The sequence below is a fragment of the Bacillus sp. MBGLi79 genome, from assembly GCF_002953915.1.
In genome coordinates, this window is record NZ_CP026521.1 from 4,724,035 (window position 1) to 4,747,179 (window position 23,145).

At 45.1% G+C, this 23,145-nt stretch carries 24 protein-coding genes and 1 pseudogene; 6 read left to right on the forward strand and 19 right to left on the reverse strand.

The genetic code is table 11. The annotated features are described in order from the left end of the window. Positions 1-287: 287 nt before the first annotated feature. Positions 288-767: a 23S rRNA (pseudouridine(1915)-N(3))-methyltransferase RlmH gene (gene rlmH, locus C1T29_RS24070; RefSeq protein WP_044429977.1), complete on the reverse strand. Its 480-nt coding sequence runs from the start codon at positions 765-767 to the stop codon at positions 288-290. A gap of 80 nt (positions 768-847) precedes the next feature. Continuing rightward, positions 848-1,018: a CxxH/CxxC protein gene (locus C1T29_RS24075; RefSeq protein WP_003219122.1), complete on the reverse strand. Its 171-nt coding sequence runs from the start codon at positions 1,016-1,018 to the stop codon at positions 848-850. A 184-nt stretch (positions 1,019-1,202) separates the two neighbouring features. On the opposite strand from C1T29_RS24075, the gene C1T29_RS24080 reads away from it, so the two are divergent. Continuing rightward, a complete protein-coding gene (locus C1T29_RS24080; protein ID WP_103749132.1) occupies positions 1,203-1,613 on the forward strand; it encodes a hypothetical protein in 411 nt (136 codons plus the stop codon). Between the two features lie 33 nt (positions 1,614-1,646). On the opposite strand, the gene fdhA is transcribed toward C1T29_RS24080, so the two are convergent. From fdhA to C1T29_RS24110, 6 genes are all read right to left on the reverse strand, one after another. Then, a complete protein-coding gene (gene fdhA / locus C1T29_RS24085) occupies positions 1,647-2,873 on the reverse strand; it encodes a formaldehyde dehydrogenase, glutathione-independent (protein ID WP_103749131.1) in 1,227 nt (408 codons plus the stop codon). Between the two features lie 62 nt (positions 2,874-2,935). Further along, the gene (locus tag C1T29_RS24090; protein WP_021481067.1) at positions 2,936-3,106 is read right to left on the reverse strand and encodes a hypothetical protein; all 171 of its coding nucleotides are present in this window, start codon (positions 3,104-3,106) and stop codon (positions 2,936-2,938) included. Between the two features lie 103 nt (positions 3,107-3,209). After that, entirely contained in the window at positions 3,210-3,458 is a 249-nt protein-coding gene (locus tag C1T29_RS24095; RefSeq protein WP_014478530.1) for a DUF2651 family protein, read from the reverse strand. 15 nt (positions 3,459-3,473) lie between these two features. Then, positions 3,474-4,637: a hypothetical protein gene (locus tag C1T29_RS24100; protein ID WP_103749130.1), complete on the reverse strand. Its 1,164-nt coding sequence runs from the start codon at positions 4,635-4,637 to the stop codon at positions 3,474-3,476. Between the two features lie 10 nt (positions 4,638-4,647). Next, positions 4,648-5,385 carry a YiiX/YebB-like N1pC/P60 family cysteine hydrolase gene (locus C1T29_RS24105; RefSeq protein WP_095430990.1) on the reverse strand — a complete coding sequence of 246 codons (738 nt, stop codon included), beginning with the start codon at positions 5,383-5,385 and terminating at the stop codon, positions 4,648-4,650. Positions 5,386-5,525: 140 nt separating this feature from the next. Then, positions 5,526-5,996, reverse strand: a complete 471-nt coding sequence (locus C1T29_RS24110) for a GNAT family N-acetyltransferase (RefSeq protein WP_095430989.1) — start codon at positions 5,994-5,996, stop codon at positions 5,526-5,528. 110 nt (positions 5,997-6,106) lie between these two features. Here C1T29_RS24110 and rapG point away from each other — a divergent pair, with 110 nt between their 5' ends. Together rapG and C1T29_RS24120 are read left to right on the forward strand one after the other, a co-directional pair. Beyond that, the gene (gene rapG / locus C1T29_RS24115; protein ID WP_095430988.1) at positions 6,107-7,204 is read left to right on the forward strand and encodes a response regulator aspartate phosphatase RapG; all 1,098 of its coding nucleotides are present in this window, start codon (positions 6,107-6,109) and stop codon (positions 7,202-7,204) included. After that, positions 7,205-7,321: a Phr family secreted Rap phosphatase inhibitor gene (locus C1T29_RS24120; protein WP_014666080.1), complete on the forward strand. Its 117-nt coding sequence runs from the start codon at positions 7,205-7,207 to the stop codon at positions 7,319-7,321. It begins immediately after the preceding gene. A 235-nt stretch (positions 7,322-7,556) separates the two neighbouring features. Here C1T29_RS24120 and rocF read toward each other — a convergent pair whose 3' ends face one another. From rocF to rocD, 3 genes are all read right to left on the reverse strand, one after another. Further along, on the reverse strand, positions 7,557-8,447 hold the full coding sequence (gene rocF, locus C1T29_RS24125; protein ID WP_003226959.1) for an arginase: 891 nt from the start codon (positions 8,445-8,447) through the stop codon (positions 7,557-7,559). 73 nt (positions 8,448-8,520) lie between these two features. After that, the gene (locus C1T29_RS24130) at positions 8,521-9,924 is read right to left on the reverse strand and encodes an amino acid permease (protein ID WP_095430987.1); all 1,404 of its coding nucleotides are present in this window, start codon (positions 9,922-9,924) and stop codon (positions 8,521-8,523) included. A 222-nt stretch (positions 9,925-10,146) separates the two neighbouring features. Beyond that, positions 10,147-11,352, reverse strand: coding sequence for an ornithine aminotransferase (gene rocD / locus C1T29_RS24135; RefSeq protein ID WP_095430986.1), 1,206 nt, complete (start codon positions 11,350-11,352; stop codon positions 10,147-10,149). Positions 11,353-11,592: 240 nt separating this feature from the next. On the opposite strand from rocD, the gene rocR reads away from it, so the two are divergent. Then, a complete protein-coding gene (gene rocR, locus C1T29_RS24140) occupies positions 11,593-12,975 on the forward strand; it encodes an arginine utilization regulatory protein RocR (protein ID WP_014666083.1) in 1,383 nt (460 codons plus the stop codon). Here the strand turns inward: rocR and C1T29_RS24145 are convergent. Both C1T29_RS24145 and C1T29_RS24150 read right to left on the reverse strand, forming a co-directional pair. Continuing rightward, a complete protein-coding gene (locus C1T29_RS24145) occupies positions 12,957-14,423 on the reverse strand; it encodes a sensor histidine kinase (protein WP_095430985.1) in 1,467 nt (488 codons plus the stop codon). The two genes, rocR and C1T29_RS24145, sit on opposite strands and share 19 nt — an antisense overlap. Further along, positions 14,420-15,103 carry a response regulator transcription factor gene (locus C1T29_RS24150; RefSeq protein ID WP_103749129.1) on the reverse strand — a complete coding sequence of 228 codons (684 nt, stop codon included), beginning with the start codon at positions 15,101-15,103 and terminating at the stop codon, positions 14,420-14,422. The genes C1T29_RS24145 and C1T29_RS24150 overlap by 4 nt, the downstream gene beginning before the upstream one ends. Positions 15,104-15,314: 211 nt before the next feature. Here C1T29_RS24150 and C1T29_RS24155 point away from each other — a divergent pair, with 211 nt between their 5' ends. Both C1T29_RS24155 and C1T29_RS24160 read left to right on the forward strand, forming a co-directional pair. Then, the gene (locus C1T29_RS24155; protein ID WP_095430984.1) at positions 15,315-16,214 is read left to right on the forward strand and encodes a PepSY domain-containing protein; all 900 of its coding nucleotides are present in this window, start codon (positions 15,315-15,317) and stop codon (positions 16,212-16,214) included. Positions 16,215-16,374: 160 nt separating this feature from the next. After that, entirely contained in the window at positions 16,375-16,875 is a 501-nt protein-coding gene (locus C1T29_RS24160) for a PepSY domain-containing protein (protein ID WP_071581800.1), read from the forward strand. On the opposite strand, the pseudogene C1T29_RS24165 reads toward C1T29_RS24160, so the two are convergent. The 6 genes and pseudogenes from C1T29_RS24165 to walK all read right to left on the reverse strand — a co-directional run bounded on the left by C1T29_RS24165 (position 16,872) and on the right by walK (position 23,142). Further along, positions 16,872-17,001, reverse strand: a pseudogene (locus C1T29_RS24165) (hypothetical protein). The gene C1T29_RS24160 and the pseudogene C1T29_RS24165 sit on opposite strands and share 4 nt — an antisense overlap. A gap of 19 nt (positions 17,002-17,020) precedes the next feature. Next, positions 17,021-18,223: a serine protease HtrC gene (htrC, locus tag C1T29_RS24170; protein ID WP_095430983.1), complete on the reverse strand. Its 1,203-nt coding sequence runs from the start codon at positions 18,221-18,223 to the stop codon at positions 17,021-17,023. A gap of 81 nt (positions 18,224-18,304) precedes the next feature. Then, the gene (locus tag C1T29_RS24175) at positions 18,305-19,099 is read right to left on the reverse strand and encodes an MBL fold metallo-hydrolase (RefSeq protein WP_003226939.1); all 795 of its coding nucleotides are present in this window, start codon (positions 19,097-19,099) and stop codon (positions 18,305-18,307) included. Positions 19,100-19,120: 21 nt separating this feature from the next. Continuing rightward, a complete protein-coding gene (walI, locus tag C1T29_RS24180; RefSeq protein WP_014666090.1) occupies positions 19,121-19,963 on the reverse strand; it encodes a WalRK two-component regulatory system regulator WalI in 843 nt (280 codons plus the stop codon). After that, entirely contained in the window at positions 19,950-21,317 is a 1,368-nt protein-coding gene (gene walH, locus C1T29_RS24185; RefSeq protein ID WP_095431142.1) for a WalRK two-component regulatory system regulator WalH, read from the reverse strand. Before walH ends, walI begins: the two co-directional genes overlap by 14 nt. Then, positions 21,307-23,142, reverse strand: a complete 1,836-nt coding sequence (walK, locus tag C1T29_RS24190) for a cell wall metabolism sensor histidine kinase WalK (RefSeq protein WP_014666092.1) — start codon at positions 23,140-23,142, stop codon at positions 21,307-21,309. Before walK ends, walH begins: the two co-directional genes overlap by 11 nt. Positions 23,143-23,145: the final 3 nt, after the last annotated feature.

Sequence of the window (23,145 nt, forward strand, 5' to 3'; positions counted from 1 at the left end):
ACGCCGCACGTGCTAAATCTTCTTTATCTTTAATCAGCGCGAGTTCCGCTTTATCTTGCCAATCTTTAATTTGTTTTATGAACTTATACCTACTCTTTATGATTAATAATATTTTAATTGACTCTCGAAGGGTGCCTAGAATAGCCCTAGAGCTATTTGACATCCTTTTTTTCTAATATTTGTGTCAAAATAAAAGAAATTCTTTCAAATCCATTTGTTAATTAATGGTGTGTAGGTTTTCAAAGCGTAACGATGATACAAAAAGGCGTACCATGTTTATGGTCGCTTTATTTATGATAAGGCTCCCCACGATTAATCCGAAAAGCCCGATAAACCTGCTCCACCAAAATCAATCGCATCAACTGATGAGGAAACGTCATTTTCGAAAACGACAGCTTTTCATCCGCTCGTTTCATCACTGCGTCGCTCAGTCCGAGTGATCCGCCGATGACGAAGGTGACTTTGCTTTTTCCATATGTAGCCAGCTTATCTATTGTATCGGCTAGTTCTTCGGATGTTTTCATTTTTCCTTCGATGGCGAGGGCGATGACGTGGGCGTCGGGACTGATTTTTGATAGGATGCGGTCGCCTTCTTTGTCTTTTATGATTTTCATGTCCTGGTCGCTTAGGTTTTCCGGTGCTTTTTCGTCCGGGAGTTCGATGATGTCGATTTTTGCGTAGGCCGAAAGTCGTTTTGTGTATTCTTCAATGCCTTGCTTGAGGTATTTTTCTTTTAGTTTTCCGATTGTCACAATATTGATATTCACAGGTCATCCCCACTTTAGAAACAAGTTATTCATATATATTGTCCACAATTGTGGATATCTTTTCTGTATTTTGTGTAAGATCATTCGTTCCCCACTATATATACTGCGGGGTCTCCACATAATTCACAGGCTGTGGATAAACTGTTAGTATGTTCGATTTTTCTGATTTCGGGCGGCAGCTCGTGGTCGTCTATGTACATATCCAGCACGGTTTCGATGTGTTCTTCACAGGAATAATAGGCTTGTTTCATGTTCAAATCCTCCGATGGTTTCTTGCTTTTTTGCAAATATTCTCTTCCCAATATAACCTATTTATTCACATGTTAGTAGTGCTTCGGGCTGAGTTTTATCCACAATTCGACAAACAAGCTGTTGATGACTCTATTTCGCTCGTATGTTAGTTTGGATGTAACCGATGGGTGGGGAGGTTTGCATTTGCGCTTTAGATGGGTTTGGCTTTTTGTGATCATGTTGCTGCTTGCTGGGTGTCAGCCGTCTTATTGGGTGTTGGAGAAGGATCGACTTGATGAAGTGACAGATATAAAAATGTACGTAAATGATCTTCAAATGCATGATGACGTGAAAGGATATCAAGTCTTCACCATTTTAGAAGGGAGAAAAATGGTTATTGTGTCTCTCGGAAGCAGCGAGAAAGATAAGAAGCTTGAAGTGTCAGACGTCAAATTCTCACCTAAAGAAACGATTGTAACTGTGAAACGAAAACCTGCTCCTACGGCAAATGAGAAAAACCCTTATATTTTGATTGGACTGGACAAAATCGAAGGGGAATTCATCGTACAGGATGAAATGGGAAATCGATTTGAAGAAACGGATTATCAGCAATAAAGCCGGCGTTCTGAGAACGTCCGGCTTTTTCTTTTACTTCAATGTTCCATGCGGGTCGATGACGAATTTTTTGGCTGCGCCTTTGTCGAAGTCGCTGTAGCCTTTTGGCGCGTCGTCCAGAGAAATGACGGTGGCGTTGACTGCTTTTGCGATCTGCGCTCTGCCGCTCAGGATCGCTTTCATCAAATTGCGGTTGTATGTCATGGCGGGCGTTTGTCCGGTGACGAAGGTGTGGGCTTTGGCCCAGCCGAGTCCGAAGCGGATTTTTAGTGAGCCTGTTTTGGCGTCCGCATCCTTTGCGCCGGGATCTTCGGTCACGTATAAGCCTGGAATGCCAAGGCTGCCTCCGACCTGGGTGACGTCCATGATTGAGTTCAGCACGGCGGCGGGCGCTTCCCCTTGATTGCCGTGTCCGGATGCTTCAAAGCCGACACAGTCCACTGCGGCATCAACGGTTGGTTCACCTAGTATTTGTTCAATTTGCTCGCCGAGGCGGTCGTGTTTTTGTACGTTGACCGTTTCACAGCCGAAGCTTCTCGCCTGTGCCAGTCTATCTTCGTTCAGATCGCCGACAATCACGGTGGAGGCGCCTAGGAGCTGAGCGGAGTGTGCAGCTGCCAAGCCAACAGGCCCCGCTCCCGCGATATAGACGGTTGAACCTGTTTGCACGCCCGCTGTGTAAGCTCCATGGAAGCCGGTCGGGAAAATGTCGGACAGCATGGTCAAATCGAGAATCTTTTCTAACGCCTGTTCTTTATCAGGGAACACCAAAAGCTGAAAGTCAGCGTACGGCACCATGACATATTCAGACTGGCCGCCGACCCAGCCGCCCATATCGACGTAGCCGTAAGCCGATCCCGGCCGGTCCGGATTGACATTCAGGCACACATGCGTTTTCTGCGTTTTGCACATCACACAGCGTCCGCAGGCAATATTGAAAGGAACGGATACGATGTCGCCTTTTTTGATAAATTCAACATCACGCCCCGTTTCAATGACTTCTCCCGTAATTTCATGCCCGAGCACCAAGCCTTCAGGCGCCGTTGTGCGGCCTCTGACCATATGCTGGTCGCTTCCGCAAATGTTGGTTGTAATGACTTTGAGAATAACCCCATGCTCACATTTTCGATTCACATTCGCCTTCGGGACGCCGGGCCCGTCCCTTAAGATTAACTCCGGATAACCGATATCCTCCACCGCTACAGTCCCTTTGCCTTTGTACACAACCGCTATGTTTCCTGTCAACGCCATTCCTCCCATTCATGTGTTTGGACTCTTCGTCCTTGCACATGACTTCGGTTCGGTCTGGCCCTTTCCCTTTTTCACGACTGTTTTTTCTGTATTCTTACAACAACAAATATGCCAAGAAAGCAGCCAATAATAGTTCCGAGGATGTCTAAAAAGTCGACTTTACATCCATTTAACAGGAATACAGTAATGGCCGAAACCAGGCTGATCATAACTGCCAGAAGAATAACCCGTTTGGTGCGCATGTCATTACTCCTTTAGATTCGTTTCTATACCATACCCAAAATCTCTGCGAACTTCGGTTCAACAAAAAAAGAGACTTCATACCAGTCTCTTCATAAACAGAGATCACTCAAAAAATTTCCTGAGAAATAATGTGGCTACACTGGTTACTAACGCAATTGCCGTATACATAACAACCCAAAACATGAATGAGCTATTGCCCGAAGCTAACGTAAATAACAATATCAAACTCGCGATAAGGACGATGAGCGGCGCCACCCAAAATCTCTTAAATAAAAAATGACCCGCTATACCAAATACACCTGCAATGATCGGAAAACCAAAAACGATAAATAAAACGGCGATAGCTCCCATAAAACCTCCTTGCCCTTAAAACCCCTTCATCACCTCAACGTCATACAGCTTCAAATGACTCTTCGGCGTCACGACATCCTTTACCTTCCCAATTTCTTTTTTTTTCATTTTCTTTCCGGTTTTCAGACTGTACTGTTCAATGTAGGCAGGCTTGTTATACGTGTATGTGAAGAAGTAGAGACTGCTGCCTTTTTGGGTGATTTCTTTGAAATCGGCTTTCATTTTGTCGCGGGAAAGAGTGAAGGCGATGCTTGTTTTTCCTGTCTTGGCATCGATTTTGTGCACTTTTCCGAAGCCGTCAATGAAGTACAGGCCCCCGTCATAAGAGAAGAAGCTTTTTTTGAAGCTAAAGGGCATGGAGCTGTATATCGTTTGTTCGTCGTTTTTGTATTCGGCGATGTCGTGCAGCTCTACTTTGCCGCTTTTTTTGTTGATCTTGACCATTTGATAGAGATTTCGCGCCTTCTGGCCGCGAATCATGACATACACAGCTTGGTCGTCCACGGCAAGCTGGGATTCGACTGAGGCTCCTTCCCTGTACTGCCATTCCGTTATCTTGTGGTAGGTGAGCTTCTTCTGATCCGCTTGAATCTGAAGGAGCTCATAGCCTTTTTCGTCAGCTGTCGGAACGAGTGCGAAAATCGCACCGTCATGAAAACCGGAGGCCCGAATGTAGGATGGGATGACGTCTTTTTTCCACTTTCCGTTCATTTGGCGGTACAGCTCTGAGCGGTATCCGTCTCTCTTTTTGTCGTAGCCGGAGTTGTATAAGGTATAAAAACCGTCCGTGTTTTGCAGAAAGCCCGCGCTGTCTCCGGTGTGCTGGTAGGTTCTTTTATGGGAGCGCAACCCGTTTTTGATCGTGTAAATCGTGTTTTTGTCCTCCAGCATCACACTGTCGCCGTGAACCTTGGCTGAGCCCAGCTCAAGGCCCTTCATCTTAAAGGAAGACAGCGACCCGTCCTGGCTGATAAACAGGGCGTAGCTTTTCCCGCCGCCAAATGCATCTTGATCCGCAGAGGATGAGAAATACAGCAGGATTTCTTTGTCATCCAGGAAACCGGGATCTCTAAGATCCTGCTGACTCACGGCTTTATGGCTTTTGAGAGGGGAAACGAAGACAAATAGTGCGATTCCTGCGAGTACAAGCATGGCAATGATGATCATCCACTTTTTCATATCCCTCTCCTTATCTGATGGTCATAATGGTTGCTGTATAGGATGAGCTGGTGATGTCGCGCGGATACACCCCTAAACCTCCGTTGCTGTCTATATCAATGCCGGCTTTCAGCAAAAAGGCGGACCATAGGAGCTTTGAACAGTTTTTGGCGCCGTCATGGCCGGTATTTCTGTTATTGACGAAGTTAAATGAGTATGGGTCACCGACTTTTGATACCGCCCAGTCAGCGGCAGCTGTTTTTTGAGATGAGGTAACACTGACGGTCTGTACAATGGAGTTGTCTTCCACGTCTCTGGCATTGTAAGCGATCTGCCTGACACCGTCACCCGGGACAGATTCAACAATTTTGTCAGCGGCGGAATACATGCCGACGTGGCCATGATTATAGTAGGCTGTGTAGGAGTTCGTGTAATAAATGTTGCCTTTCGCGCTTGTCGGAAGTTTTTTCGTGCCGGACGAGCCGCCCATGATAGACATGCCGCTTTCCTTGGCGAGCCTGTCACCTTCTGCTTTATCTGCTGTGATTTCCTTATAAAACTGCTTCAGAATGACGTCTTGCTTTACATGTTGCTGTTTGGCAATCTGGCTGGCCGATTTCATGATTTCCTCCGGTGTCGTGCCTGGCTGCAGTGCGGCGATTTCTTCAGCATAGTTTGTGGTCTTTACGGCTTTGGCTGGAGAAACAAACAGGCCGCCGTACATTGTAAGCGCTACCAATAACATCGACACTCGTTTCTTCAACTTCATTACATCTCCTCTTTTCTTGTGAATGTAGGAAGGGTAATTCCTCACCCACATTATATTAGAAAAATAAGGAAAGTAACTAGGTTATTTACAGAATTTTTAGAAATCATTTACAGAAAAAGGCCTTTACCAGGCCCTATTCGTTAAAGCTCTTTGCTCATTACCACGTCTGTTTCTTGAAATCCGGTTCGCTCATATAGCTTTCGCGCCGTCTGATTATGGGCAAAGACGTGAAGGGACAGCTTCCGGATTCCCATGCTGCGGGCCGTGTTATCTAATGCTGCCAATGCTTGCTTTGCGTAGCCCTTGCCCCGATACGGTTCATATAACCCGAAATCGTATATATATGCTTCCTGCTGCGGATGCTCCGGTTCAGCATGGATCCAGAGCCAGCCAACGATTTCCTTTTCATTCAGCGTGAGGCTCCACAAATGGTGATGGGGGGTTTCAAGCCCTCTCGGAAGCAGATCAGTAAACGTCTGCCTAGACAAAAGCTGTGCGTCTTCAGGCAGCCATGCTCCCGCTTTTACCTTTTCTTCCGCGTAATGCTTTGTTGTGTACGTGAGATAGGACCGAAATTCTTCTGTCTGCATCGGGGTTAGTATCATTGTCATATCATCTCTCCTTCATATATTGACTAGAGGATTTTACATAAAATAGAAAGAGGTGTTACTATCAGAATAAGCAACTGAGATTGATAAGTCACTAGAGAAAGGAGTTTCACATGAATAAGATTGCACCTGCAGAAATCGCTAGCATGCTCAACGATTGGTACCTTGCTATCAAGAAACATGAAGTGGAAGAGTCCTCCCGTTTATTTGAAGAAGTGAAGCCTTTATTGGATGACATGGAAGAGGATCAGGAGGTGCTTGCCTACTTCTCCTTATTGGAACTGCGCCACAAGGTTTTGCTTCACGAGGCGAGAGGACAGGGTTTTCAGCATGAGGAGCCTTCTCATATGAATGCTACGTCTGACATGCTGAAATATTACTTTTTTCTGTTTGAAGGCATGTATGAGGCCTATAAAAATAATTATGATATTGCCATTGGGCTGTATAAAGATGCTGAGCAGTATCTCAACAACATTCCCGATCCGATTGAGAAAGCCGAATATCACCTGAAGGTCGGAAAGCTCTATTATAAGCTGGGACAAAATATTGTGTCCCTCAATCATACACGGCAAGCGGTCAAAACGTTCAGGGAAGAGACTGATTATAAAAAGAAGCTGGCTTCAGCCCTGATTACCATGTCAGGCAACTTTACAGAAATTGGGCAGTTTGAAGAAGCTAAAACATATTTGGACGAAGCAATTCGGATCACAAGAGAATTGGAGGATCATTTTTTTGAAGCCCAGCTTTTGCATAACTTCGGCCTTCTCCATGCGCAAAGCGGCCAATCAGAACAAGCAGTCTCCAAATTAGAAGAGGCCTTGCAGAACGAAGAGTATGCCCGCTCCGCCTATTATTATCATTCTGCCTACCTGCTGATACGAGAGCTGTTTAAGGTCAAAAAGAAAGAACAGGCCTTATCTTATTACCAAGAAGTGAAGGAAAAATTGACTGCTGAGCCGAATAGAATATGTGAGGCAAAAATAGACATTTTATATGCCATTTATGCAGAAGGGGGTCATGCGGAAACGTTTTACTTATGCAAACAACATATGGATGACTTGTTGTCCGAGAAAGAGTATGACAGTGTAAGAGAACTTTCCATTTTGGCTGGCGAACGGTATAGGGAACTTGGGCTTTACAAAGAAGCTGCCCACTTTTTTTATGAAGCATTACAAATTGAAGAACTGATTAAACGAACGGAGGTTATATAAATGAAAAAATTTTTGATTGGCGCAGGCGTCGCAGCAGTGATGTTATCAGGTTGGTTTATTGCGGACCATCAAACCCATTCACAGGAGATGAAAGTCGCTGAGAAAATGATTGGATAAATGAAAACCCCCGCGGGATGCGGGGGTTCAATTTAACAAAAGAATCCTAAAACGGTTTGTAGTTTTAGGATTCTTTCATCTTTTCAGCGTGATTGAAAACCCTTGAAGTCTAGGAAGAACGAGCATTGGAGCGCAGCGAATGTTTGGAATTCGTGAGCACCGAAGCGCAGGCCTGACAACGAATGCGAGGGTTTGTCGACACGCTGAAACCCCCGCGGGTGCGGGGGTTTTCTTATTACAGGAGCTTCTTCCCTAGCAGAGATTCTACAAGCTCTACTGCTGTTTTGCCCGTTTTGTTTTTGTGATCAAGGATCGGGTTAACCTCAACGAATTCGGCTGAGGTAATGATGCCTGCGTCATACAGCATTTCCATAGCCAGATGGCTCTCCCGGTAGCTGATGCCGCCGACGACAGGGGTTCCGACACCCGGTGCGTCGTTCGGATCAAGTCCGTCCAGATCAAGGCTCAGATGGACGCCATCACATGCTGATAAATAATCAAGGGTTTCTTCAATGACCTTTGTCATGCCAAGACGGTCGATTTCGTGCATCGTATACACCTTCATGCCGCTTTCCTTAATGTACTTGCGCTCCCCTTCATCAAGTGACCGGGCGCCAATGATAACGACGTTTTCCGGTTTGATTTTAGGCGCGTAGCCTTCAAGGTTAACCAGTGACTCGTGGCCAATGCCGAGGCTGACCGCGAGCGGCATGCCGTGAATATTGCCGGATGGTGAAGTTTCAAGTGTATTCAAGTCGCCGTGCGCGTCATACCAGATGACGCCGAGATTATCGTAATGCTTTGCTGTGCCTGCCAGCGTGCCGATCGCAATACTGTGGTCACCGCCCAGGACAAGCGGGAATTTTTTCTCTTCGATGACTTTGTTGACCTTTTGCGCGAGTTTTTCATTTCCCGCCAAAACGGAATTTAGGTTTTTCAGTTCCTCGTCATTTTTGATCTTTTCGCGGTTGATCGGAATGTCACCGAGATCTTCAACCGTATACCCCATGTCTGACAGCCGCTCGATCAGATGAGCGTAGCGGATGGCACTCGGGCCCATATCCACTCCGCGTCGTGCTTGTCCTAAATCCATTGGCATTCCAATAACCGAAATCGTTTTATCCATCTGTGATTCCACCTCAACATTTAAGATAATGTCCTATGCGGGTTCTAACAAAGATGACTTGCGGACAACGTTTTTAAAGCTCTAGCTGACGATTTGCCTGCTGGCGTTTTTTAATGACGACATGATAAATGATGTAGCAAATGATCATAAACGGTACACCGCAATACAGCGCGATACGCTGCTCCGGATCAAATGCGAGGCTGATAAGCACGACTGTATTTAATGTCAGGCCGATCAGCGGAAGCACCGGATACAGCGGTGTTTTGAATTTCAGATCTTCTGTCTTGCCGCCTTCGCGGATATATTTGCGTCTGAACATGATTTGGGAAAGCGAGATCGTAATCCAGCCGACCTGCGCGCTCATGCCCGCCAATGATAACAGCACCATATATACGGTTTCAGCCTGCGCAAACTTTGTCAGAAGTGATAGGCAAGCCACAGCCATCGTTACGATTAACGCATACATCGGTACACCGCGCTTATTTGTTTTGCCGAGCGCTTTAAAGGCCTGTCCTTCATTCGCCATCGCGTACAGGATACGTGTTGATGCGTATAAACCTGAATTCGCAACAGATAACAGTGCGATTAAAATAACAAAGTTCATGATATCAGCAGCATATGGGATTCCAATTTGCTCAAATACGGCAACAAACGGACTTTCCACGACTCCCGCCTGTTTCCACGGAATCATGCCGGCAATGACAATGATTGAAAGCACAAAGAAGACAAGCGTTCTCCATACTGTCTGTTTGATCGACCGAGGAATCGTTTTTTCAGGGTCTTCACTTTCTCCGGCCGCAACCCCGATCAGCTCAGTTCCCTGGAACGCAAAGTTCACGGTAATCATCGTAATCAGCATTGCCTTTATGCCGTTCGGAAATAACCCGTCTTCATAAAAATGCGTCAAAAACGGCGCATGCTCTCCGCCCTTCAGATCAATCAGGCCAAACATGGCAGCTCCGCCGAGAATAATAAATAAAAGGATAATCAAAATTTTAATGCCTGAGAACCAGAATTCAGATTCCGCAAAGGCTTTTGTGGTGATCGCATTTAGAATAAACATCAGTGCCGCAAAGACCAGACACCAGATCCACACGTCTATATGCGGAAACCAGCGTTGCATCAGCTGCCCCGCTGATAAGAATTCAATGGCGCATGTAACCGCCCAGCCGAGCCAGTACAGCCAGCCGAACGCAAACCCAAAGGCCGGGCTGATAAATTTCGTCGCGTAGGTCTGGAAGGACCCCGATACAGGAAAGGCGACTGCCAGCTCTCCTAAGCAGAGCATGGTCAAAAACATGATAAAGCCGCCCACTAAATAGGACAGAACCGCGCCGAGCGGTCCCGCTTGGTTAATGGTAAACCCGGTTCCAAGGAAGAAACCGGTTCCGATCACTCCGCCCAATGAAATCATGAACAAATGGCGTGATTTCATTGTCCGCTGGAGCTGATTTCCGTTATCTTGGTTTGTATTCACATTCTGCACCCCTTCAGCAACTTGTATTGGATCTAAGCTGGAACATCTGCATGGTGCTATCCCAGTTTGCTGTCCAAAGAGCCTCTATCTATTTAATATAAAATTCACTTCTTCTCATAAAGATACATTATACTAAAATACTGTAGCTGAGCAAATAGGGAGTGCTGATTTTTCTGTTGTAAATTTATACAAACGAAGTGAATATCCCTTCATGGTGCGGGTTTATGCGTTTTGCAGCACGTGCTTGATTTTCTCTATCGCCCAATCCAAATCCTTTTTGGAAATGATTAATGGCGGTGCAAAACGAATAACAGTATCATGCGTTTCCTTGCATAAAAGCCCTTCTTCCTTCAAACGCTCACAATACGGACGTGCCGCTTCTGTCAATTCCACACCGATAAACAGCCCTCTGCCACGGACTTCTTTAATGATAGGGTTGTCAATGCTCTCAAGTTCGCTTTTAAAGTATTCGCCAAGCTCAAGAGAACGATCCGCCAGTTTTTCATCCTCCAGCACTTCTAATGAAGCGATAGACACTGCACATGCAAGCGGGTTTCCGCCAAATGTGGAGCCGTGTGATCCCGGGTTAAACACGCCTAAGATCTCGCGGTCCGCCGCAATGCATGAGATCGGGAACACACCGCCGCCAAGCGCTTTGCCCAAGATATACATATCCGGAACAATGCCGTCCCAGTCACAGGCAAACGTCTTGCCTGTACGTCCGAGACCCGTTTGAATTTCATCCGCAATAAACAAGACATTCTCTTCCTTACAAATCGCCGCCGCTTCCTGTAAAAATCCTTCAGGCGGAATGACAATGCCCGCTTCGCCTTGAATCGGTTCAAACAAGAATGCCGCTGTATTCGGCGTAATGGCCTGTCGAAGCGCTTCCACATCGCCGTAAGGAATGAGTTTGATCCCCGGAAGCATCGGGCCGAATCCTCGTTTATATTCCTCTTCAGAAGAAAGAGATACCGCCAGCATCGTGCGGCCGTGGAAGTTCCCGACACACGCGATAATTTCCGCTTGATTGTCTGCTACGCCTTTCACTTCATACGCCCAGCGTCTCGCCGCTTTCACCGCAGATTCAACCGCTTCGGCTCCTGTATTCATCGGCAGAATCATCTCTTTGCCTGACAGCTTAGCTGTTTTTTCGTAAAACGGCCCAAGCTGATCGTTGTGAAACGCGCGTGACGTGAGGGTAATTTTATCAGCCTGATCCTTCAATGCCTGAATGATTTTCGGGTGTCTGTGACCCTGGTTTACCGCAGAGTAAGCACTCAGCATATCCATATATTCATTGCCTTCCGGGTCCTTTACCCAAGCACCCAGCGCTTCAGAAATGACAATCGGGAGCGGATGATAATTGTTGGCTCCATAATGAGACGTCTGATCAATAATTTCTTTGGATTTAGATAAAGCTGGCATATTTGAATTCCCCCTTGTTTTCTGTTTCAACATGTTATCCTGCTTTCCCTTTATATAAATGCAAGTTCTGTGCCAAATCAAGAATTCGTGTGTTTTCTACAATTTTCGAGGACAAGGTGCAAAAACATTCTGATATTTCGAGCAAAAATTTCAATGAGTGCAAAATTCTTTTGCATATCCTCTCCATTTTTTTATAAAATAGAAGAAATATTAAGAAAATAATTGAGGGAGGTTCATACAGTGGTCAAGGACAGCGAATTCCTCACATTGGTTTTTCAGAGCATTTTAGATGAAATCGATGTTGGCCTGCACGTAGTGGACGAGCATGGTAACACGATCGTTTATAACAATAAAATGATGCAGATTGAAGATATGGAGAAGCATGACGTCCTGAATAAAAACCTGATGGATGTGTTTATGTTTTCAAAACAGCAGGACAGTACGCTGGTACAGGCGCTCCAGGAAGGCAAGACGATTAAAAATGTGAAGCAGAGCTACTTCAATAATAAGGGCCAGGAAATCACGACGATCAATCATACCTATCCCATCGTCCAGGACGGCAAAATCAAGGGTGCCGTTGAAATTGCCAAGGATGTGACAAAGCTAGAACGGCTGATCAGGGAGAATATGAACAAAAAGGGCAGCACCACCTATACGTTTGACAGCATCCTCGGCACCAGTCCGGCCATTCAAGACGTCATCGAAAACGCCAAGCGGGCAACCCGCACGTCATCATCTGTCCTTCTCGCAGGTGAAACCGGCACGGGAAAAGAGCTGTTCGCGCAAAGTATTCATAATGGCAGCGATCGTTCAGGCGGCCCGTTTATTTCGCAAAACTGCGCGGCACTGCCAGACAGCCTTGTGGAAAGCATTTTGTTCGGAACGAAAAAAGGCGCTTTTACGGGCGCTGTCGACCAGCCCGGCCTGTTTGAACAAGCCCATGGCGGCACGCTGCTGTTAGATGAAATCAATTCGCTGAATCTCAGCCTTCAGGCAAAGCTGCTGCGCGCCCTTCAAGAACGAAAAATCAGGCGTATCGGTTCAACAAAGGATACTCCGATTGATGTACGTATTATTGCCACGATGAATGAAGACCCAATTGACGCGATTGCCGGCGAACGGATGAGGAAGGACTTGTATTACAGGCTGAGTGTCGTGACGCTGATCATCCCGCCGCTTCGGGAACGAAAAGAAGACATATTGCTTCTCGCGTCGGAGTTCATCCAGAAAAACAACCATCTGTTCCAAATGAATGTTGAACACATCAGCGAAGACGTGAAACAATTTTTTCTTTCTTATGACTGGCCGGGAAATATTCGTGAGCTTGAGCATATGATCGAAGGCGCCATGAATTTCATGACGGACGAGCAAACGATTACGGCCTCCCATCTGCCCTATCAATACCGCATGAAAATCAAGCCTGCTGACATTCCAGAGCCTGAACCAAGACATCAGCCGGCTGCGGATTTAAAAGAAAAAATGGAAAGCTTCGAAAAATATGTGATAGAGAACGTGTTAAGAAAACACGGCCATAACATCTCGAAAGCCGCTCAGGAACTTGGAATCAGCCGACAAAGCCTTCAATACCGGCTGAAGAAATTTTCTCACTCATCTGACGAATAAGCTGGTGCAGGAAGCCTGATCATAAATACAGTGCCTCTGCCGATTTCACTTTTCATGTCAATTGTCCCATTGTGGCTGTCGATAATCGATTTCGTTATGGCGAGGCCCAATCCCGAACCTCCATATTTCCGGGAGCGGGATGGGTCTGCCCTGTAAAACCGGTCAAACACATGCGGTAAGTGCTCCGGCGCGATGCCTGTGCCGTTGTCCGCTATCATCAGCATAACGCTATCACGGCCTTTTTGCAGTGAAATGGTAATGGCACCGGCTTTCTCTTTTGTATACTGCACCGCGTTATAAACCAAATTCAAAATGACCTGTTTCATCTTATCCCTGTCAAACACCGCTTCAGCATCATCTTCTAGCAGCAGCTGCAGTCTTCTTTCTTTTGCAAGCAGACTTAGCTGCGGCTCCATTTCCCTTATGAGCGCATCGAGATTTCCTCTCTTCATTTCAAAGCTCGGCACCCGATCAATTTTTGCTAAAAACAACAGATCCTCTATCAGCCGAGTGGCTCTCTTCGACTCTTCATACATACTATTCAGCGCCCTATCTCTCTGCTCCGGCTGAAGCGCGGCGCCACGCAGCAGCACTTCGATAAAGCCGTGTATGGACGTTAAAGGCGTTCTCAATTCATGTGAAGCGTCTGATACAAATTGCCGGATGCGCTCCTTCGCTTCTTTTTCTGCTTTAAATGACGTTTCAATCCGCTCCAGCATGCGATTAAACGAAATGGCGAGCGTGTCGATTTCCATTTGTTTTCGATATACAGGAAGCCTTTTATTCAAATTTCCTGCATTGATTTCACCCATCATATGTACCATTTGTGATAACGGTTTAAGCGTATGTCTGACCACTGGCAAGAATGTAAAAAGCCCGAGCAGGAGCGCGACAAGCGAGAGCGTGGAGTAAGTGCTGATTTGCCGGAGCAGTACGTCCTTCAGTGGTTCTGTTAAAGCACTCATTTGAATCACGCCTGCTTCTTTTCCATCGATATTAATAGCTTGAAATACAATCAGCACTTCCTCGCCGGATTCATTTTTCGTGACTCTATAATGCAAGGCCATCGTATCTTTTAATGCCTCATCATATACACTTTTATTCACTGTCGGCGGCGCTCCCGCATATGGGTCGGTCGACAATACCGTACTGTCTTTTGTTTTCTTATCAATAAAAACAATGGTCACGCCCGGATAAATATAGGCGGGACGGACAGCACCATCTGACTTTTTCAAGCCGCCGGGATGGCTTTTGTATGTTTTAATGTTATTCCAGATGGTCGGCTCCGTCGAATTGATATAACTCTGAATGCTGACAGCCCGGTTTTCATATAATAGACGTTTTCCATACACATATTGCAAAGCGCCAACAAACACCAATAGAAGAACGAGAATGCATAATGAGCGGCATAAAAGCTGAAAGCGCAGCGTTTTGAATCGTTTTTTCATTCTATATCCACCCGATATCCCGCGCCCCGAACCGTTCGGATCACTTCATGCTTTTTGTCATTCAGCTTTTCCCGCAAGGAACGGATGTACACTTCGACAATATTTTCTTCTCCGTAAAAATCATACCCCCATACTTTATCTAGAATCCTCGCTTTACTGAGCACGAGGCCGTGATTCAGCACCAAAAACTTTAAAAGCTCGTATTCTGTTGCTGAAAGCTTGAGCACCTCTTCATGATAGCGGATTTCTCTGCGCCGATCATCAATTCGAAACGGACCGAGCGCGACTTCTTCAAACAGGTTGGGAAAGTGATCCCGAATTCTCGCGTAGATTCGCGCCAGCAGTTCTTCAAAGCTGAAGGGTTTGATCATATAATCATCAGCGCCCTCTGTCAGCGCTTTTACCCGAACCCCCACCTCATCCTTGGCCGTAAGCATAATAACGGCGGTATGGCCGGTTTTTTTCATCATCCTCGATACTTCCAGTCCATCCATTCCGGGCATCATCACATCCAGGATGGCCACATGCGGCTGAAATGTCTTTACGGTGTTCATCGCTGTCATTCCGTCAGCTGCTGTCTTCACTTCAAAGCCTTCATTTTCAAGGCCCATTGTCAAAAAATCTAATATCGCCGGTTCATCGTCCACGAGCAAAATCTTGATGCCTTTCATCCTATTCATGCTGTGCTCTCTCCTTAGTTGGCATAAACCTCTGATTAGTTTTTTCCCTTCCCCTCCTATTATTCGTTTTTACCTGAAAACAAACTGAATCTTCCCTAAAAATCAGCTGAATTCAGCAAGTTTTCAGCCAGCCCTCATTTGATTTTCAGCTTCAGCCTATACAATTGCCTTAGTTGGTACAGCCAACAATGAAATAAAGGAGGAATCTCACATGAATATCACTAAAGTTTTATCAGGAGCTGCACTGGGAACGATTATTTCAATCAGTTCTTTCACTTCTGCTCACGCCGCGGTCATTCAAAAGGATGATACATCAACGAAGGTCGAGACGAAGCAGCAGGCTTCCATCACAATAGCAAAGGCAAAACAGGTTGCGTTGAACAAATGCAAAGGTACTGTTCAAACGGCCCAAATGAAGAAAGTGAACGGCACATACGTATATGTTGTGAAAGTTCTCGGTGAGGACGGCAAACAGCATACGATGAACGTCAACTGCAACAGCGGCAAAGTTGTGAAACATGATGTTCAAAAGAAACAAATCTATATCAGCAAAACAAAAGCCCAATCGATCGCTTTGAAAAACTGCAAAGGTGCGGTTCAATCTTCTGAGCTGAAGCAAGAAAACGGTGTTTACGCTTACGTCGTGAAAGTAATGGGTGAAGACGGAAGCCTTCACACGCTCCATATCAATGGAGAAAACGGCAAAGTCGCAAAACACGAGCAAAAGAAACAAGCACATCTTTCTAAAACAAAAGCGCATCAAATCGCACTCAACAAATGCAAAGGCGCAGTTCAATCTTCTGAACTGAAGAAAGAAAACGGCGCATACATCTACGTTGTCAAAGTGCTTGGCGAAGATGGAAAAACTCATAAAATCCATGTCAACTGTGACAGCGGTAAAATCGTAAAACAAGAAGTGCAACAGAAAAACGCAGCCGTTACAAAAACAAAAGCACATCAAATTGCACTAAATAAATGTAAAGGCACAGTGAAATCTACTGATTTGAAGAAAGAGAACGGCACATTCGTTTACGTGTTCAAAATTACTGCCCAAAACCACACTGAACATACAGTGAAAGTGAACGCTGAAAACGGAAGCATTTGCAAATAAAATAACTGCTTGCCAGCAGTAAAATAACTGAAATTCAACGTATAACACCAGTCTTGTTTTAACACAAAGTTCTAAGTTCATGTCTACCTTTTTCTAAATACTCTTTTAAACTGAACGTGTGTGACCCGCGTTCAGTTCTTTTTCTAAGGAGGACCTACAAATGAATATGAAAATATGTTCTGCAGCTGCTTTAGGCGCGGTCATTTCAATCAGTTCTTTATCATCCGCACACGCGGCTGTTCTGCATAAAGAAGACACTGCTAAAGTTCAAACCCAGCAGCAGGCTTCTATTACGCTCTCTAAAGCAAAAACTGTCGCTATAAAGAACTGCAAAGGCGCAGTTCAATCAGCACAAATGAAGAAAGCAGATGGCGTTTATGTCTATGTCATTAAAGTGCTTGGTGAGGATGGCAAAATTCATACCTTTAACATTAACCGCAGCAGCGGAAAAATCGTCAAGCATCACGTTGAAAATAAACAAGCCGCGATCACAAAAGCAAAAGCACAAAGCATTGCGTTGAACAAATGCAAAGGTACCGTCACATCTTCTGCATTAAAGAAAGAAAATGGCACCTATGTGTACATCATCACCATCACAGCCAGCAACCACACGGTACAAACCATTAAAGTCCATGCAGATAACGGAAGTATTTGCAGCTAACAGCCATTTACTGCTGTTTCACGTGTAACATCCATCTTGTATTTTTCTTCATATTCGATATATCCTTTTCAACTGAACGGGCGTGACCCCCGTTCAGTTTTTTTGCATATCAAAACAGCCTGGCAAACGATGCCAGACTGTTTGATTAACTTCCTAATTGGTCTGCGGACGACAGCTTGATGTCAACAGATTTTTCTTTTCCGCCGCGGTAAAACTTCACCTTCACCCGATCACCGACTTTTTTCTGATAAAGCCGTTTTCGCAGATCAACAATATCATTTACTTTGTATCCGTCAAATTCCGTGATGACATCGAGTTCCTTCAGTCCTGCTTTTCCGGCAGGTGAAAAGGCGTCTACGCCCATCACAACCGCTCCATTGGTGACGTTCTTAGGAAGCTTTAATGTTTCATCCCAATGATAGCTTGCGATATCGCTTAAGGATTTCATCTCAATGCCAAGGAACGGGCGTTTGACCTTTCCGTATCTCTCTAAATCCTCTATCACAGGGATCACGAGCTTAGACGGAATGGACAGGCCAATCCCTTCAACCGATGATTCGGCAATTTTCATTGAATTGATGCCAATGACCTTCCCATCCATATTTAACAAAGCACCGCCGCTGTTCCCAGGGTTAATGGCCGCATCTGTTTGCAGGACTTCTGCGTTCCAATCAGGCTGTCCGTCACCGTTTGAATCCACTGGGATCGCCCTCTCCGTACCCGAGATGACGCCTTGTGTGACAGAGCCAGCAAACTCAAGGCCTAACGGGTTCCCGATCGCAATAACCGGCTCCCCAGACTTCACTTTATCTGAATTTCCGAAATCGGCGACTGCTTTAATCTTATCGCTTTTCACCCGTAAAACGGCAAGGTCCATCAGCTGGTCACTGCCGACAAGATCAGCTGATACACGTGAGCCGTCTTTCAAGCTGATTTCAATTTGGGAAGCGCCTTCGATGACATGATGGTTAGTCACGACATAAGCGGTATGGTCATTTTTCTTATAGATGACGCCAGAGCCGCTCCCAGCCTCGCCGCTCTCTCCCCGTATATCTGATTTTTGGATGTTCACAACACCCACAACGGCGGGCGACACATTGCTGACAATCTTGGTGACCGTATTGTTGACACTGACATTCACCGTCCTGATTGATTCCCGGCCGTTATTGTTCTGCTGCTGATCTAAAGCGCCTGTATCTAGCCCTTCATTTGAAAGGTACGGCATGATAAACGCCATTAATACGGCACCGACAATCACGCCAATCAGACTTGAAAGAAAATATCCTTTTTTGCTTCTCTTTGGCTTTTCAGGAGTAGTATGTTCTTCCTCACGTTCGTAATCCACCATATTCCATCCTTTCCAAGAACGTTAATATGGTTATATTGTGGGTTAGAAGCTCCTAGAATAGTCATGATTTACATAGAAAAATTATACAGCGCAAAGCGGAGTGGCCTTCTTCGGATCGGTGTCATATAAGTCAAATGTCTCACCCGTCACAAATCCTTTAGAAGCCAATGTCTGCTGTACAGACATCCTTGCCAGCTCCTTCATGTTGTTGTCCTGGCTTAAGTGCGCCAGGTAAATACGAGACGTCTCATCGCCAATGACATCCGTCATCGCCAGGGCAGCATCTTCATTTGAAACGTGCCCGACGTCACTTAAAATCCGCCGCTTAATGCTCCACGGGTATCTTCCCATTTGCAGCATGCCGACATCATGATTGCTTTCAAACACAAACACATTCGCAGAACGGATAATGCCTTTCATCCGGTCGCTGACATATCCCGTATCTGTCATTAACGCGAGCTTTCGGCCGTTATAATGGAACACATAAAACATCGGCTCGGCCGCATCGTGGGAAACGCCAAACGATTCAACATCAAGTCCGCCGAACGACTTCACTGTTTCCATCGGAAATACAAACTTTTGATCGGTGTCAATTTTCCCGATTTGATTCTCCATCGCTTTCCAAGTCTTCTCATTCGCATAGATCGGAAGCTTGTACTTTCTGGCGACCACACCAAGGCCCTTAATATGGTCACTATGCTCATGCGTCACAAAAATGCCGTCTACATCATCCAGCTTACGCCCGATCTGCGCCATCAGCCCATCCATCGCTTTCCCGCTCAAACCGGCGTCCACTAAAAATGCGTGATCCTCTGTTTCAAGGTAAAACGCATTTCCCGTACTCCCGCTCGCAAGTACGCTAAATTGCAAGCTCATGTCTGTCTCACTCCATTATTTTCATTGATCTGTATCTAAAATCGTACTCTCCAAAGCATTCACAGTAAAATACTCTTGTACTGTCTTTTTCTCGCCGTTCACTTTTTTATCGTACTCGACTGTAATTCTCCATACCGGCGCCAGCACCTGCGTACTTGTCAGCGGATATTGTGCTACATAGCCGAATTTACAGCTCTTCACAGTGCTGTATTCTTTTAATTGATTTTGATAGTACAACAGCTCAACCGCATCCATTTCAGTAATTAAGCTTTCTTTCTGGATTTGCTTGAAGGTCTCAAGCGTTGTCTGGTCGTACGACACAACCTCGTTTTTACCGTTTAAGTGCAATACCACTTGCCCGATCATATTAGAGGGATTATCGGTCTTTTGGTAAATATAATGGCCTTCGTACGTTTGGAAGAAAATAATTTCTTTCTTCGATTTATCAACCTTCCAAAGCTTATATTTTTCGCCATCTTGAATCTTCGAAGAAACAAGTGCCTGCGCATCGTCCTCGATATTCTTCTTTGACAGGGCAATTGGATTTGCAAACTTCATTTTCAGGCTCGTTACTTTATGATCATCACTAGGCATGTCCATCAAAGGCTTTTGGTCCTTCAGCGCCTCAATTTCCTCCTTGGTGAAGGCTTTTTGATTTGCTGTGATCCGATAGCCTTCTGTCGCTTCCTTATTCAAGCCTTCATACGTGATATGATCGGCCCTCATGTCGTGCTCGACATCATTTTTAATGACTTCATATTCCTTGCCGGTAGCCTGCCATTTTTGAAAAAACTGATAGCCTAAGAAAATATCTAAAATGAGGAAGGCAACGATGAAGATTGATTTTGTCTTATTCCACTCCACTGTTAGCCTCCTCCTTTTTCAATAAGTCCTTTGTAATCGGCACAATTTTTCCATTTACTTTCATCGCCCAAACCGGTTCCAGTTCAACGAGAGGATCATCGTTGGTTGATGTGGATACCAATTGATAAGCAAGGAAGATCTGATCAATTTTGTCCGTATCATAAGCGGTTTGTCTCGAAAGCAGCATCTTCACTTCACTGCCGCTCATCAGCTCTGTTTCACTTGTTTTAATCGGATTCGTTCCGAGACTGTAATTCGGCCGCTTATAGCTGAGAATGTCATCATTCGCCCATTGCACCGTAATCGCTGAGGTCGCTCCGAAAGGTTTGGCGGTGCTGTTAATGACCGGGAGCTGATCCATAAAGATATAGAAGCTCAGCTGCTGGCTGTCATTGATACTGAAAAATTGATAGTGATCCGTCCAGCTTCCGGTATCCTCAAGGTATTTTTGGCTCTTTTTGATTAATTCTCCCGTTTGATAGGATGTGCTCTGCACCAAATTGCGCTGCTGGAATTGCACCTGGCGCTGGCTAAGATTCACATCTAAACGGCTGATCCCATCTGTCAGTACATTTCTGTTGTTGTAATTCGAATCTTCCCTTACAATGCTCGGATCGCTAAACAAAGCCTGCTTAAAGGTATTTGTTTTAATCGATTCAGTGACAAATTCTTTTTTGTCCATTGTAAGCGGTTTGTTTGGCAGCAAGAACTCTTTCTTTGAGCCAATGGAGAACAAACTGAACGCCGGCATATTTGATTGCCTGTTTTTCAAGTCGTTCATAATGTTCCGGTAGTTTGCCGACTCAACCGTCACTTCAAGAATGAGCTGTTTGCTGTAAGACACCAAATAGATTTTCTTGTTCGCTTTTGTTTCATTGAACGGGATCAGAATATGATCAAACGAACTGTATTCAAACGACTGATTAGACCATTTAAACAGCGTTTGGAAAATATCAATCGGGATCGTATCGCTGAATTGCAAATCAAGCTTGGCTTCAGAACCGCCTATACCATAAAACCAGCTCTTGAATCCAGACTTGTCATACTGATCCGAAATATCTTTAATTCCTTTTACATCCCAATGCGGCAAGTCAGACCAGATTTCTTCATAGAGGGTATTGTCATCCACTTTGTAATGAGCGCCGTCATCATGGATAAACATGTCTCTCGGCCTTACCGTTTCAGACAGCTTTTGGGTCGTTTTTTCGATTTTATGTTTCTCACGCACAGTAGACTCTGTTGAGGATGAGCCTTCAGAAAAGTTTGGCTGGAACGTCCATATCCCCCATGTAAAAACAAGACTGATGACGACGAGTACGGTAAGTAATATCGTTTTTATATTTTCACGCTTCATCCCAATCATCCTCTTGCTCCTCTTTATATGGAAGAGTAAATGTAATCGTCGTGCCTTTTCCTTCTATGCTGTCCGCCCAAATATCTCCGCCGTGCGCCTGTACCATTTCCTTGGCAATCGCCAACCCCAGGCCGGTGCCGCCAAGCTTTCTCGTTCTTGCTTTATCCACCCTGTAGAAGCGGTCAAAGACTTTTTCGACATCTTTTTTCGGAATTCCGATCCCTTCATCCTTCACGCTGATATAGAGCAGTTCTTCCTCTTCATTGACATCAATAGAGAACGTGACATGTCCGCCTTCGGGTGAGTATTTTAATGCGTTAGAAATAATATTATCGAGCACCTGCGTAATTTTATCCTGGTCAATCTCGACGTACAGGTTTCTGTCCGGCAGATTGCGGATAAACTCCACATGCTGCTCTTTTGTCATTTCAAAACGGTCAATAATAAGCGACATAAACCGGACAATCTGAATCCATTCCCGGTTAAATTGATAATCTTTACTGTCAAATTTCGACAGCTGAAGCAGATCATTGACCAGCCGGATCATACGCTCTGTTTCATTTTGCGTCACCATCAAGAAGCGCGGAGCAATGTCTTTATTTTCCCACGCGCCTTCAGCTAACGCTTCTAAATAGCTGCGCATTGTCGTGAGCGGCGTCCGCAGCTCATGTGATACATTCGCAACAAATTCTCTGCGTTCCTGATCCATTTTCTCTTGTTCGGTTACATCATAAATGACAGCGATTAAACCATCAATTTTGCCGTGTTCCCTTTGAATCACAGAGAAATTCACGCGAAGCACCGTTAATTGATCATCGCGCTCAATTTCAAGCAGCATAGAATCCTGCTGCTCCACCAAATCTTCAAAAGTATAATTCTCTTGAAGCCCCAGCAAGCTTGTAATCGGCATTTCTAAGGCTGTTTCACGTGAAACGTTCAACAGCTCCAGCGCCGGACTGTTTAGGAGAATAATTGCTCCGTTTCGGTTTGTAGCGATAACGCCGTCTGTCATATAGGCAATAACAGAGGCTAGCTTTCTTCGTTCCCCTTCAGTCATCGCCTGAGCATCTTCAAGTTCTCTCGTTAAGTGGTTAAACGTTGTGGCGAGCTGACCAATTTCATCATGCCCGTACTTTTTAACCTTCCTTGAGAAATTCCCTTTCGCAAGCTCCATCGCCTGCTTTCGCATATCTGAAAGCGGGTGGGTAATGGTTCTTGCCAGAAAAATACCGAGAAGAGCCGTCAAAACGAGTGCCAAACCTGTGCCGGACGCTAGTATCGTGTTGATTGTCTTCATTTGATTAAAGACATCTTCCATACTCGCGACAACATAGATCGCGCCGACAACCTCTTGGTTTTCAGTCATGACGGGCTTCGCGGAAATAAGAACTCTGATTTTGCTTTTCGGATCATAATATTTTCTTAAATACGACTGTTTGGTAGAAAAAATCCTCTTAAAAATCAGATCGGTCGTTTGTTTCCCTGCCACTTCTTCACCATACGGCTTTGAAGAACCGACCACTTCATAGCTTTTATCTACAAAACTAATTTCCCGAACCTCATCACTTTTCGTGAAATCACTCAGGATACGGCTGACGTCATCCTTTATGACAGTGCTGTCGTTATCGCTCTTATATTCTTGTTCGATATAATAAGAAAGGTTGTCGATTCGCTGATTCAGCGATTGTTCATAAGAGCTGATCAGCGACTTCTCTACCTGATTGACAAAATACACACCAATGATTTGCATAGCAATGATGATCAAAAGCACATAAATCAAGGTAATCTTAAATTGGATCGACCGAAAAAAACCAACCTTATTCATATG